This window comes from Pseudobutyrivibrio xylanivorans, from assembly GCF_010906925.1.
Taxonomy (GTDB): domain Bacteria; phylum Bacillota; class Clostridia; order Lachnospirales; family Lachnospiraceae; genus Pseudobutyrivibrio.
Genome location: NZ_VTVE01000001.1, coordinates 800,860 through 814,473, shown reverse-complemented (window position 1 = coordinate 814,473; position 13,614 = coordinate 800,860). Strand labels below are relative to the sequence as shown.

The window sequence follows — 13,614 nt, the reverse complement described above, 5'->3', positions numbered from 1 at the left end:
CTTTACCCCTGCTCTTTTTTACGTAACCGCCGCTCTTCGTCAAAAATGTACTTAATTATTATCTCCCTGTCGTCTGGCTCTTTAAATAAAAACTCTATTCTGTGAATATAAACATTATTCTCACTATCGTACTCTACTTTTACCTTTCTACTGATGACATTTATTATTTTATTAAGGTTCGGAGTTGATAGAACAAAGGAACAGTACATATATCTCTCCGTCTGAACCTCGTGTCTAGATTTAAATCTAGCTCCACCTCCACTAATGTCAACAATATTTCCCTCTACTGGGTCACCGTAGGTATTGCCATATTTCTCCAAGTCATCCTCTACAAGAGTCATCGAAGGAAGTAAGGCTACATCCTCAGGTATTGGTAATACTTTTATCGGAAGTAAACAGTTAAATCTGTAATAATCCCTTCTTTGAACTTTTTGAAGCTTGGAACTAGGCTCAAAAACATAAATAGGGAAATTCTCCAGCTTTCCTCGTTTAGTAATCTCTCCCGAAAGTTGAAACATACCTGCTCGAGTATTAAATACCACATCAAAATTAATATTCATAGGCACTGTAACAGTGTGCCCTCCTCGAGTAGGAATATGAAATAAAATCTCTTCATTTTTGGTAACGCCGAAGACACTTGAAATATAATTATTCTTCTCCCCATCCAAGTTTGCCTCGCCGTTGGCATTGATGCTGGCAACCGAAAACTCCATCGGTGTGCCAGGCCTTAATTCTAATATTTCCATAACTAAGCCCTGTCTTTTAATAATGTATTGAAAATGTGTAAAACACCCCATTTATAATGTGTCATTGAATCCTTCTGAAGAAGTCTATAAGCTAGGTTTTCAAAGCTCTTAGCTGCTTTTGACTGAGGGTATTCAATTGACACAACCTTTTGGTTTCTAACTGATTTTTCAAGGAAATTGTCATATGGAACATAACCTAAATAATCTAGTTTTCCGCCTAAAAACTTTTGAACTACAGAAAGCATTTTAGAATAAACTGCCTTGCCTTCAGATTCACTGGTAACCTTATTGGCAACCAAGTGTACATTTGTACCTCCCTCAATGTATCTGTCGCTCTTATACATTGCCTTCATGAGGGAATAAGAATCGGTAAGGGAACTAGGCTCAGGTGTGGAAATAAGCACTACTTCAGGAGAAGCAAGGACAAATTCCATGACCTGGTCAGAAACACCCGCACCTGTATCAATTATTAGAATATCACATAAATCGTTCAAAAGTGTTAAATTATGCACTAAAAACGTAATTTGTTCACTTTTTAAATTATTGAGGCCAACAACGCCGGAACCGCCTGAAATAAAGCCAATTCCCATAGGTCCCTCAGTAATAATATCTCTAATACTCTTTCCTTTGAAAATAACATCGGAAAGATTGTAATTAGGTAAGGTACCAAACATGACCTCTACATTGGCAAGACCAAAATCCGCATCTAAAATGATGACCTTTTTGCCCATTTTAGTAAATTGCACAGCTAAATTAACAGCCATGTTGGATTTACCTACGCCGCCTTTGCCTGAGGTAATGGTAATGACTTTTGTATTCTCAACGCTCTTGATGTTGTGAGCCTTTATTACATTGCGAAGATTTTCTGCCTGATCCATTTACTTCCCTCCCAATAACTGTTTAACCAGCTTCTGGGCATTAACAATCTCTATATCATCAGGAACATTCTGTCCAACAGTGAGGTAAGAAAGGTTTGCCTTGGTGTAAAGCTTAAGATTGAATATATTACCTAGGCAATTAGTCTCATCAAGCTTTGTAAATATAAGGTTAAAATCAGTAAACTCCATATAAGCATCAGCTATATCAATAAGATCCTTATATTTTGTAGTTGCCGAAAGTACAAGATAAACTTCACTATCATAGTAATCAGAAAGGGCGCTGATTAATTTATTTGTATCTGACTTTTGCTCTTCATTCCTATGTGAAAAACCAATGGTATCAACAAGAATCACATCTAAGTCTTCGTTTTCCCTAGTCTGCTTTTTCACTGTATCTAAGAGCTCATCTGCAGAATAAATAACATTAAGAGGAACCCCTAAAATATTTGCATAAGTCTGAAGCTGATTTGCAGCAGCCATTCTGTATGTATCAGCAGTAATAAGGCCTACCTTTTTGCCTTCTTCTACCTTGAATTTGCTGGCAATTTTAGCAATGGTTGTAGTCTTGCCAACGCCTGTAGGGCCGATAAAAAATACAACCTTAGGACGACGGGAACCCATCATAATCTTAGAAGGAGTGCCTAGTTTTAAAACCATTTTCTGGTAAACATTTGATAGTAAATTATCTAGGCTGTGGCTAGTCTGTAAGACCTTGTCCATGTCCTCTAATACCTGATTGATATATTTCTCCTGAACCTCATTTTCAAGGAGAACATTGTAAAGCATCTTAACAAAGACGTGGTTGTCATTGTCAATAGATGGCTGTGATGTCTGTGCTGAAACAGACTCCGGCTGAATGTTAGCTCTGGCAGCAGGTGCTTCAACTGTTTGAGTTACCTTTACACGAGGCTCCTCGATTGGAGCAACAACAGGTCTCATACCAACCGGCTTAGAGTATGTAGGCTCAATAAGTCTAGTGCGTGGAGCACTATCAGAAAGTGGCTCAAACTCCTGCTTTGGCATAGACTTATCCTCCTGCTTTTCAAGAACTTCATTAACTGCCGAAAAAGCATTCTTAAGCATAATGGCATCATCAGCTACTGCATCAAATCCAGAAGATTCATTTTCTCCAGAAGCTTTTTCCTGTGAATTGCTAATAGCTGAAGCGACCTCCTCAGGAACAAAAGGATTGTTCCTAACATCGTCATCTTCCACAGCTGCAGTGACCTCGTAGGTGTTACTCTTAAATAGACCACCTAGTCCCTTTGGCTTAATCACCTTAACATTCATAATAACTGCAGCATTGCCAAGTTCCTTTCGAACCTTTGACATTGCCTCTTCTTCAGTTTTTCCAGTGTATTTGTTAATTGTCATTTATTCTCACCCTGTAACCATTCCTACTGATGATAATTCAACATTTGAATCTATTTCATTGTATGAAACTACAATCAAATCCTTATAGTAATCCTGAGTCATGCTCTTAAAGTACATTCTGACGATTGGAGATGTAACAACAATAGGTGTACGTCCCATCTCCTCAAGCTTATTAATCTCCTGGCCAAGAGAATCGATTATTGCCTTAATTCGCTCTGGATCAAGAGTCAAATATGCACCTTGCTCAGTCTGCTTAATAGAAGCCATAATATCCTGCTCTACCTTAGGATCTACAGTAATAACCTGTGTGGTCTCATTAGGAGCAAAATATCTACCTGAAATAGCACGCTTCAATCCCTGTCGTACGTACTCTGTCAATACATCTGTATCGTGTGTAGTTGTTGCGTGGTCAGCCAATACCTCGAATATTGTAAGCAAATCTCGAATAGAAACACCTTCTGATAAGAGATTCTGAAGAACTTTTTGAACATCGCCAAGGCCAAGAAGCTTTGGAATAAGTTCCTCCACAATAACAGGATTGGTCTCCTTGAGATTGTCGATAAGATTCTGTACATCCTGTCTTGTAAGAAGCTCTGCAATATGACTTCTGATAATCTCGGTCAAATGAGTAGCAATAATAGATGGAGGATCAACAACAGTATATCCAAGAGACTCTGCTCGCTCTCTCTGACTCTCTGTAATCCATATAGCCGGCAAATGGAATGACGGCTCGAAAGTAGGAATACCTGTAATCTCTTCCTCAACGTATCCAGGATTCATGGCCATATAATGGTCAAATAGAATCTCACCCTCTGTCACCTGAATACCCTTTATTTTAATGATGTATTGATTAGGATTAAGCTGAATATTATCTCTAAGTCTGATAATCGGAACAACCGTACCTAGTTCAAGGGCTATCTGCCTTCGAATCATTACAACTCGGTCAAGCAAATCACCACCCTGGTTAACATCTGCAAGCGGAATAATTCCGTAACCAAACTCAAGCTCAATCGGATCAACCTGTAAAAGAGAAACAACATTTTCCGGCTTGCGGATTTCCTCAGCCTCAGTCTCCTCAGCAGCTACCTCCTGCTCTATTTCCTCCTCGCCAATGGTCTTAGAAATAGAAAGGCCTGACACAACAAAAGCACCGCCAAAAGCGATGAAAAGCACAGGGTTAAGAGGTGTAGCTATACCTAGAAAGGCCATAGTTCCACCAACTATATAAAGAACCTTTGGAATACCAAAAAGCTGCTTGATAAGTGTGCCTGAGAAATCAGCAGACTTAGAACCCTTGGTAACTAAAATACCTGTTGAAAGTGAAATCAAAAGAGATGGAATCTGAGATACAAGTCCATCACCGATTGTAAGGATACCAAACTGTTGAAGAGCGTCAGCTGCAGGAAGTCCCTGATTGAGCATGCCCATTACAGTACCACCTGCAAGGTTGATAACAGTAATGATAAGACCTGCTGTAGCATCTCCCTTAACGTACTTAGTAGCACCGTCCATAGCTCCGAAGAATGCGGATTCTTCTTGAATCTTATCTCTTCGTCTTTTGGCCTCGGCATCATCAATAGCACCTGTATTCAAATCAGCGTCAATGGCCATCTGCTTACCAGGCATAGCATCCAAGGTGAATCGAGCTGAAACCTCAGCTACACGCTCAGAACCTTTGTTGATAACCATAAACTGAATAATAATCAGAATTAAGAAAATGATAGCTCCAATAACAAGATCGTTACCACCAACGAAACTACCGAATGTCTTAACAACATTACCAGGGTCTCCTGTTGAAAGAATAAGTCTTGTAGATGAAACGTTAAGTGAAATTCTAAAAATAGTCGTAAAAAGAAGTAATGTTGGGAAGAAGGACATATCCAACACTTCTTGTACGAAAAGAACATTCATTAAAACGATTAGTGCAATGGATATATTGAAAGCAATCATTATATCCAAAAGGAAATTAGGGATAGGTATTACAAAGAATGTAACAGCTGCAAGTAAATAAAGCGCAATCCCAACATCTGTTTTTTTAACTGATGCTGTTAAATCCATACTAATCCCCCTTTCCGAAAATATTTCTAGCTTGCTCTATTGGTATATACAACCGCCAGAATCTCTGCAACTGCCTGATACAACTCAGGCGGAATAACTTGATCCACATCAACAGTGGCATACAGTGCTCTGGCCAGCGGTTTGTTTTCAACTATTGGTACACCGTTATCTTTGGCGGTGTCTTTAATTTTTTTAGCAAGGTAATCCTCGCCCTTGGCTACCACACGGGGTGCCTCATCTTTTGTGTTGTCATATAAAATAGCAACAGCAATGTGGGTAGGGTTGGTGATGACAACATCCGCCTGTGGGACGCTTTGCATCATTCGCCTCTGAGAAGCTTCCATCATCCTCTGCCTCTGCTTACCCTTGATAGCAGGATCTCCTTCGGAATTTTTGTACTCATCCTTGACTTCCTGCTTAGTCATCTTCATATCATCTCTAAATTTCCAGCGCTGATAAGCATAATCTGCAAATCCAAGAACGATATATACAAGGCTAATCTTAATGCCTGTATCAACAATAATTTTAAATATCAAGCTAAGAGCTGCCCTTAGATTAATATCATAAAGTATAAATAAATTGTTAGCCTGGTCTCTAATATTGAGATACGCTATGTAAAACACAAGTGTTACTTTCGCAAGAGCTAAAATCAAATTAACAATTGATTGCTTGGAAAAGATTCTCTGAAATCCACTAATAGGATTAAACTTGCTAAGTTTAGGCTGCAATGGCTTTAGGGTAGGCTTCCATCCTACCTGAATCAAATTCCCCACAAAATGAGTTGCAAAACCAATAGCTAAAAACGGAAGTAGAATTAAAAACATCTTCAAAAGCAAGGTCTGGAAAATCCCAGATATTGTTTGTATTGTCATGCCACTTCCATTCATTTCTACTATATCTGGTATTATAGCATAAATCCATGCAAAAATTTCCTCAAATCTAACACCTGCAAATTCTAGAAAGATTCGCAAGCTGATAAAAAAGCCCAAAAGCGAGAAACCATTAACAATTTCCTTACTTTTTGCCACCTTACCTTCTTTTCTTGCATCCTGAAGTTTTTTAGAGGTAGGCTGTTCTGTCTTCTCACCGCCCTCTCCATCTTTTGCAAAAAACTGAAGATTATATGCAATTAATAGATTATTTTCCCTTTGCATCAAATCAGTACAATCCTTGTATAAATAGTGACATCATTTTTTTCATCTCTTTAAAAATAAAACTAGCTATATCAGGAAGTAAAAATACCGTTAAGAATAAAACTATAAAACCAACTATAATTTTAAGCTGAGCACCTACAGAGAACATGTGAATCTGTGGCGCAACCTTAACCATTATTCCAAGTATTGCATTTAAAATCATGATTACAGCAAACACCGGAAGTATAATTCTAAAAGCAATGACAAAAATATCTGCAATAAAAATAATTGTGGAACTCAAAAGTGAATCCCATCTAAAAATAGTCCCTCCTATAGGAATCAACTCAAAAGCATCACATAGTGTCCTAAAAAGATATCTATGCATTCCTGATATAATAAGGAGCACCATAATAAATTGATTATAAAGCAAACCCGTAACTGAAACTTCTGAACCCATAGTAGGATCAAACTCCTGGGCCATAGAAAGACCTATATTCATATCAATCATGTGACCTGCAAGCTGAATTATGAATGTACAGCAATAAGTTGAAAATCCTATAATAAGTCCAGTTACAGCCTCTCTAACAACTAAAAAAGCATACCCAACAACTGTAGAATAATTAAGGGCGCTAAAATCTACCACAAAATACAACATCAAAGATACGATAGCTGAAAAGCCTATCTTAACTCTAACAGGCGTATTTCTAGTATTAAAAAATGGCGCCACCACTACAAACATGGATATGCGTGTAAGTATCAGAAGAAAATATTCAAAATTTTGTAAAGTAAAATCAACACTAAACATCTATCCTAGCCTAAATAAATACTGAAATTTGCCCATAGATTATTGATGTAATCTGTAAGCACAGAAAGCATCCACGGACCAAAAATCATAAGGGCTGTGAAAACGCCAACTATTTTAGGAATGAAAGTAAGGGTCTGTTCCTGAATAGATGTAACTGTTTGAAAAATACTAATTGCCAAACCAATAACAAGAGATACTAAAAGCAATGGTAACGAAACCATAAGAAGTGTATAAATAGCATCTCTAATAATATCGAGTACCTGTCCCTCTGTCATAACTTACTCTCCTAAATCCTAAATCTTCTCCATCAATAGAAAGTCTTAACAAGACCTCCTATAACCAAATCCCATCCGTCAACCAAGATAAATAAGAGAATCTTGAATGGTAGGGATATGGTAGTAGGCGGAAGCATCATCATACCCATTGACATAAGTACTGATGCAACAACCATATCAATAACAATAAATGGAATATAAATTAAAAATCCAATGATAAATGCTGTTCTAAGTTCTGAAAGTATGAAACTAGGAACCAAAACTGTGAAAGCAACATCATCATAATCCTCATAGGTAACTCCAGCTATGTCACAAAATAGATTAAGATCCTTGGTCTGAGTCTGTCCGTACATAAACTCACGGATAGGCATAACAGCAGCATCAATAGCCTCTTCCTGGGTAATCTCTCCTGCATCAAAAGGATCAATAGCCTCTGTTTTAATCTGTGTCAAAACAGGTGACATAATAAATAAAGTTAAAAACAACGCCAAGCCAATCAAAACCTGATTCGGAGGCGCTGTATTAGTACCTATAGCAGCGCGCACAAAGTGAAGCACTATTACGCATCTGGTAAAGGATGTAAGCATTATGAGAATAGATGGGGATAATGCGATAATTGTAAGGATTAATAGCATCCTAAGAGTAGATGAGAAATTACCATCATTGCCATCGAACTGCAATGTGAATCCACCATCTCCAACAGTCTCATCTGAAGCATTAGGCGCATTTTCTGTTGCGCCATAATGCCCATTGTCAGCCCCATATTCTGTATCAAATTCGGTATTACTATCATATTCAGTTGCCTTTGCAGTAATTGTACTCATGAAAAGTGTACAAAAAATACATGTAGCTGCAAACACCAAACTACAAATGACATATACCTTCTTAAATTTATTCATAACATATCCAGCCTGCAAAATTAACTTTTCTTCTTGAGTTTGTCCAGAATTGTCTTAAAGTCCACAGGAGGATTGACAGAACCCTGCTCCTCCTCAGACAAAAACTTAAGCTCAGAAGCTGTTAATTCACCAAGCAAAGTAACCTCTTCCTTACCAATAGCTATAACGAAATATTTATCCTCTCCCGCTCTAACTATCTGGACATATTTATTATTTGTGATTCTGATAGCCTCGACGATTTCCAGGTTCTTATTAAGCCCCTGTGTCTTCTGATAACCTGCTATCCACTTAGTAACATAGTAGGTAAGCGCAAGAACGCCGATAAATATAATCAGCACAAAAAACAGCTGAAAAAAGCTATCTGCCGCCGACAAAAGAATCAGCATGATTATCCAATAACCTTCTTAACTGCCTCAAGAACTCTTTCAGCCTGGAAAGGCTTAACGATAAAGTCTTTTGCTCCTGACTGAATAGCCTCGATAACCATTGCCTGCTGTCCCATTGCAGAACACATGATAACGCAAGCGTTAGGATCCTTTTCTTTGATAGCCTTCAATGCGCCGATACCATCCATCTCAGGCATTGTGATGTCGAGAAGAACAAGATCAGGAGAAAGCTCTGTATACTTATCAACAGCAATTTTGCCGTTTTCTGCTTCTCCTACAACATTGTAGCCATTCTTTGTGAGGATGTCCTTAATCATCATTCTCATAAAAGCAGCGTCGTCACAAATTAAAATGTTTTTTGCCATGTCTTCATCTCCTTAAATATATTTTATTCTTTGATGATTTCTGTAATTCGTACACCAAAAGACTCTTCGATAACTACTACTTCGCCTTTTGCCACGTACTTGCCATTAACAAGTACATCTATTGGTTCACCGGCTATTTTATTTAGCTCGATGATTGTACCTGGAGCGAAATCCAAAATGTCTTGGATTGTTTTGTTAGTACGACCTAATTCTACTGTAACTTCAAGTGGTACGTCAAGAATTAAGTCTATGTTCTCCTGTGCAAATTGTGCAGAAAAACCTGGTCCAAACGGTGTAAATTGTGCTGGTTGCACATTTACTGTAGGTTGTGGTGCATACATATATGGAGGAGCCATCATTGGCTGTCCCTGCATCATATTTGGATCCATCTGAGGCATCGGTGGTGGGGCTGCTCCTGCCGCCGCTGGTGCCGGTGCTGGTTCTGGAGCCGGTGCTGCTGCCGCAGGTGCTGGGGCTGGCGTTGGTGCCACTCCATCGTCTACAGTAGAGTTTGAATCGGTCTCCATATTATTGAGAACAGCTGCACACATTTCTTTTGCAAGAGATATAGGATACAACTGCATCATCTCACTGTTAACCAGGTCTCCAATCTCCATCTTGAATGCTATTCTAACGAAATTCTGATTCAAGAATTCATCAATCTCGCCTGGATCAATAGTCGCCAAATCTGTAAGAGTGGCGTTTGGCGGAGAAATATCAACCATCTTATTAAGCATAGATGAAAGAGATGTAGCTGAGGCACCCATCATCTGGTTCATGGCCTCTGAGATGGCTGACAAATGCAGCTCTGAAATCTCTCCGTCTATATTTGTACCATCACCGCCCATCATAAGGTCGGTAATTACCTTGACGTCGTCTTCCTTCAAAACAAGAATGTTACTTCCGTCAAGTCCCTTAGTATATCCGATACGGACTACTACACAAGATTTATCATAACCAGCTGCAAGTCCTGCCCAATCAGTCTCTGATACAACCGGTGTCGATATCTCAACTTTTTTATTTACAAGAGAAAATAATGTCGTCGCAGCACTTCCCATGCTGATGTTGGCTACCTCGCCGATAGTATCCATCTCTTGTTCTGATAGCTCTCCGCCACCTCCAGAAGATGGTTCGCCGGCTGGTGCATCGGGAACTCCGCCACTAAGTAGTGCATTTATCTCGTCTTGTGATAATACACCATCACCCATTCTATTGCTCCTCCCTAATGATTTGTGTCACTCTAACTGCGTAATCTTTGCCTGAAGCACCTGGAAGGGCTGAGAATTTCTTAATATCGCCCACAAATACATCAAGCTCTTCGTCGACCTTTGTATCAAGTCTAACTATGTCTCCAACCTGAAGCTGAGAAAAATCTGCCACTGTAATAACGCTATTTCCAAGAACCGCCTTAATAGGTATCTTAGCCCTATTTATAAGCGTCTCTACAGCATCTGAATAACTAACGCCCGTCTTTTCCTTTTGACTACTATACCAGAACTTTGTGTTTAATTTGTCCATAACTGGCTCTAAAGTAATAAAAGGTAGACAAACATTCATCAATCCTTCTACATCACCAATTTTTATGTTGACAGTAACAATCGCAATCATCTCTGATGGAGATATGATCTGCGCAAACTGTGAATTTGTCTCGATTCTCTCAAGTCGTGGATGAACATCAAGTACGTTAGCCCAAGGCTCTCTAAGGAGTTCAACACAGGATGTCATGACTCTTTCAATAATTAAAAGTTCAATCTCTGAGAAATCTCTAATTTTATCAAGAGGCTCTCCCTCGCCGCCAAGCATTCTATCTACCATGGCAAAACCAAGATTAGAAGCCATCTCAACTATTATGTTAGTCTCCAACGGAGAAAAATCTACAATACCTAGTAATACAGGATTAGAAAGGGAATTTGAAAATTCCATATAGGTAACAGCCTCAGAGTTCATTACCTCAACCTGTATATTCTTTCTAAGGAAGATAGGCAGGTTTGTTGCCAAAAGTCTTCCGTAATGCTCAAAAATTATCTCCAATGTACGCAAATGTTCCTTGGAGAACTTTGACGGTCTTGCAAAGTCGTAATTTTTTACAGGCTTTTCTTTGGTGTTCTTGATCTCGTCTGCATCCAACTCACCACTTGTCAAAGCGTTAAGCAAATTATCTATTTCATTTTGAGAAAGGACATCACCCAAACTATCTCACCACCATTCGCCCCGAAATTTGTTGCTTAATTATATGTTGCTGTAGAGAAATTAACTCTTACAATAACTGAAGACTTAAATAAAGTCTGAAGGGCTTCCAGGATCTCTTCCTTAACACCCTCTTCGTTATTTCTCATCTCATCAACTGTATGGCTTGCAACCACCGACTTAATTGTATCGCTGATAACATTATCATAAGCTGATAAATCACCAGCGCCATCACCAAACTTTGAATAATCTTCGTTTGTTGTATCAAGAGAAAGTGATATACCAAGGATACCATAATGGTCCTTACCATCTCCGCTGTTCTTCAAGTTGATAGTCATTGTCTCTCCGCTATTAACAGCGTAGTCAAATAAATCTTCTACATTTACAGCAAGTGAACCAGCTGTATCTCCTGCCTGCAAATCCAAATCAATAGCTGAACAAACCTTTGTGATAAGCTCGTTAGCTTTTTTTGTCTCAGGCACGATAGAAATTGTAAGAACCGCAGTAAGAACAAGATTTACTACAACCAGTGCCAATATAACTACTGTAATCAAATTCTTTTTCATAATCCAAGGTAATCCTTTCTATTCTTCTGCTACATCAGAGGAATACGAGTTATAAACCTTAATTTCTACCCTTCGGTTTCTAGCGCGTCCTTCTTTTGTGCTGTTATCTGCAATTGGAACATACTCTCCTCGACCAGCTGATTTAATGTATGCTGGATTGAGATTAGTGTCTTGTCTAATTCTCTCTGCAACATTAAGTGCTCGATACATAGAAAGTACGTCGTTGTTTTCGTATGTACCAGAGGACATTGGTACGTTATCCGTATGTCCCTCAATTTCTATGATATTAGAATCATATTCTTCGAGAATCTTTGCTATGTTGTCAACAATAACAACTGCCTCATCTGTAAGCTCAGCCTTACCTGAGTTAAAAAGTAAAGCTCCATTGATTCTAATCATTACATAGTTAGCATTGAAATCTACTTCTACCTGGTCTTGAAGTCCATATTCAACCAGCTTCTGTTCGATTTGTTCTGCCATGCCTTCGCTTTCTGCGGCTCCGGCCTCTTCAAGAGCTTCCATAGCTTCATCTACGGAAATCTCGCCTATATTATTGTTTTGTGTCTCTGTAGCACCATCGGTAGACAATTGTCCATCGCTCTGTGTATCAGAAGCACCCTCTTTTTCATATTGTTCATCATCGCCATCATGAACACTGTTGAAATAGTCATCAAACATTTCAAGCTGGCTGATACCTGATGAAATCATCTGGCCCTCGCCTATAGAGGTGCCACCAGATGAGAAAATACTGAAACTTGATTGGATACTTGCAATTACTTCTTGGAACTTCTCAGTATCAGTACTACTCATAGAGAAAAGCAATACGAAGAAGCAAAGTAGCAAGTTCATCAAATCGGAGAAAGTGGCCATCCAGGCAGGAGAACCAGCAGGACCTTCTTCTTGCTTTTGCTTCTTTGCCATTAGCCCTCACCTCCTCCTTCTCCGCCGCCTTCACCAATAGTGTTTCTAGCAGAAGGTGGAAGGAATGATTTGAGTTTCTCTTCTATAACACGTGGGTTCTCACCTGCTTGAATTGAAAGTAAGCCCTCAACGGTTATGCTCTTCATCATAATTTCGAGATTGTTATTAACACCAAGCTTTGTACCAACTGGACCTGTGAGCCAGTTAGCAATCAAAGAACCATAGAGAGTAGTCAGCAAAGCGACCGCCATGTTAGGTCCGATTGTAGATGCATCGGAAAGGTTCTTTAACATGTTAACAAGTCCAACCAGAGTACCAATCATACCCCAGGCAGGGCCCATTTCACCCCATTTTTGCCAAAAGCCAATAACTACCTTATGTCTATCCTCAAGACAGCTCATGTCTGTTTCAAGAATTGCTCTAACAAGCTCTGGATCAGTACCATCGACTACAAGATTGACTCCCTTTTTCAGGAACTCATCTTCTATGCCATTCGCTGCCTCTTCTAGAGCAAGTATACCTTCTTTACGGGAAATGTTAGCGAGATTGATGATATTGCCAATAGTATCTGCAGCATTTCCTACTGCTGGCTCTTTAATTGCAAGACCCAGTCCCTTAAGACCTGCAGTGAAGTCTGACATCTTATTACAAGCAATACATGAGGACAAGGAACCTCCGATTGTAATGATGACTGATGGAACGTCTATGAAGTTTGCAATCGCTGCAACGCCACCGGATGATACAATACCAAAGATGACCATTACAACACCGAGTACTAAGCCAATTAAAGACCCTAGATCCAAAGTTATCACCACCTATATTTTAGAAATTTACATAAATGCACATAGTAAAAAGACAATATAACTTTTGTGATTATTTTACTAGATTTGCATATAATTGTCTACTTTTCACAACAAAATAGTCGCATTTTATTGTGTAATTTTTATGTCCTTACCACTACATCTTGTTTCTTCACAAAATTTTTAGGAATAATTTGAAATTTCACCACAACTAAAAAAAC

At 38.9% G+C, this 13,614-nt stretch carries 15 protein-coding genes; all 15 read right to left on the bottom strand.

Going from position 1 to position 13,614, the window contains the following annotated elements; translation table 11 throughout:
- Window positions 1-2 precede the first annotated feature (2 nt).
- The 15 genes from F0Q01_RS03800 to F0Q01_RS03730 are packed head-to-tail and all read right to left on the bottom strand — an operon-like array spanning window position 3 to window position 13,396.
- Window positions 3-746, bottom strand: a complete 744-nt coding sequence (locus F0Q01_RS03800; protein WP_163927134.1) for a flagellar brake protein — start codon at window positions 744-746, stop codon at window positions 3-5.
- Between the two features lie 2 nt (window positions 747-748).
- Window positions 749-1,624 (bottom strand): MinD/ParA family protein, encoded by an 876-nt coding sequence (locus F0Q01_RS03795; protein ID WP_090150768.1) that lies wholly within the window; start codon window positions 1,622-1,624, stop codon window positions 749-751.
- Complete coding sequence (flhF, locus tag F0Q01_RS03790) at window positions 1,625-2,998, bottom strand: flagellar biosynthesis protein FlhF (protein ID WP_090486411.1); 1,374 nt, start codon at window positions 2,996-2,998, stop codon at window positions 1,625-1,627.
- Window positions 2,999-3,004: 6 nt separating this feature from the next.
- Complete coding sequence (gene flhA, locus F0Q01_RS03785) at window positions 3,005-5,056, bottom strand: flagellar biosynthesis protein FlhA (RefSeq protein WP_090486408.1); 2,052 nt, start codon at window positions 5,054-5,056, stop codon at window positions 3,005-3,007.
- 26 nt (window positions 5,057-5,082) lie between these two features.
- Entirely contained in the window at window positions 5,083-6,210 is a 1,128-nt protein-coding gene (flhB, locus tag F0Q01_RS03780) for a flagellar biosynthesis protein FlhB (RefSeq protein ID WP_090487610.1), read from the bottom strand.
- Window positions 6,211-6,214: 4 nt separating this feature from the next.
- Window positions 6,215-6,994 (bottom strand): flagellar biosynthetic protein FliR, encoded by a 780-nt coding sequence (locus tag F0Q01_RS03775; RefSeq protein ID WP_090486405.1) that lies wholly within the window; start codon window positions 6,992-6,994, stop codon window positions 6,215-6,217.
- 5 nt (window positions 6,995-6,999) lie between these two features.
- The gene (fliQ, locus tag F0Q01_RS03770; protein WP_090486402.1) at window positions 7,000-7,269 is read right to left on the bottom strand and encodes a flagellar biosynthesis protein FliQ; all 270 of its coding nucleotides are present in this window, start codon (window positions 7,267-7,269) and stop codon (window positions 7,000-7,002) included.
- A 32-nt stretch (window positions 7,270-7,301) separates the two neighbouring features.
- The gene (gene fliP / locus F0Q01_RS03765) at window positions 7,302-8,168 is read right to left on the bottom strand and encodes a flagellar type III secretion system pore protein FliP (protein ID WP_090487608.1); all 867 of its coding nucleotides are present in this window, start codon (window positions 8,166-8,168) and stop codon (window positions 7,302-7,304) included.
- A 20-nt stretch (window positions 8,169-8,188) separates the two neighbouring features.
- Window positions 8,189-8,554 (bottom strand): flagellar biosynthetic protein FliO, encoded by a 366-nt coding sequence (locus F0Q01_RS03760; protein WP_090486399.1) that lies wholly within the window; start codon window positions 8,552-8,554, stop codon window positions 8,189-8,191.
- Between the two features lie 2 nt (window positions 8,555-8,556).
- Complete coding sequence (locus F0Q01_RS03755; protein WP_090150750.1) at window positions 8,557-8,919, bottom strand: response regulator; 363 nt, start codon at window positions 8,917-8,919, stop codon at window positions 8,557-8,559.
- A gap of 23 nt (window positions 8,920-8,942) precedes the next feature.
- Window positions 8,943-10,127, bottom strand: coding sequence for a flagellar motor switch phosphatase FliY (gene fliY, locus F0Q01_RS03750; RefSeq protein ID WP_090486396.1), 1,185 nt, complete (start codon window positions 10,125-10,127; stop codon window positions 8,943-8,945).
- A 1-nt stretch (window position 10,128) separates the two neighbouring features.
- On the bottom strand, window positions 10,129-11,109 hold the full coding sequence (gene fliM, locus F0Q01_RS03745; RefSeq protein WP_090150744.1) for a flagellar motor switch protein FliM: 981 nt from the start codon (window positions 11,107-11,109) through the stop codon (window positions 10,129-10,131).
- A 35-nt stretch (window positions 11,110-11,144) separates the two neighbouring features.
- Window positions 11,145-11,672 carry a flagellar basal body-associated FliL family protein gene (locus tag F0Q01_RS03740; RefSeq protein WP_090150741.1) on the bottom strand — a complete coding sequence of 176 codons (528 nt, stop codon included), beginning with the start codon at window positions 11,670-11,672 and terminating at the stop codon, window positions 11,145-11,147.
- Between the two features lie 18 nt (window positions 11,673-11,690).
- The gene (locus F0Q01_RS03735; RefSeq protein WP_090150739.1) at window positions 11,691-12,593 is read right to left on the bottom strand and encodes an OmpA/MotB family protein; all 903 of its coding nucleotides are present in this window, start codon (window positions 12,591-12,593) and stop codon (window positions 11,691-11,693) included.
- On the bottom strand, window positions 12,593-13,396 hold the full coding sequence (locus F0Q01_RS03730; protein ID WP_090150736.1) for a motility protein A: 804 nt from the start codon (window positions 13,394-13,396) through the stop codon (window positions 12,593-12,595). Before F0Q01_RS03730 ends, F0Q01_RS03735 begins: the two co-directional genes overlap by 1 nt.
- Between the last annotated feature and the right edge of the window lie 218 nt (window positions 13,397-13,614).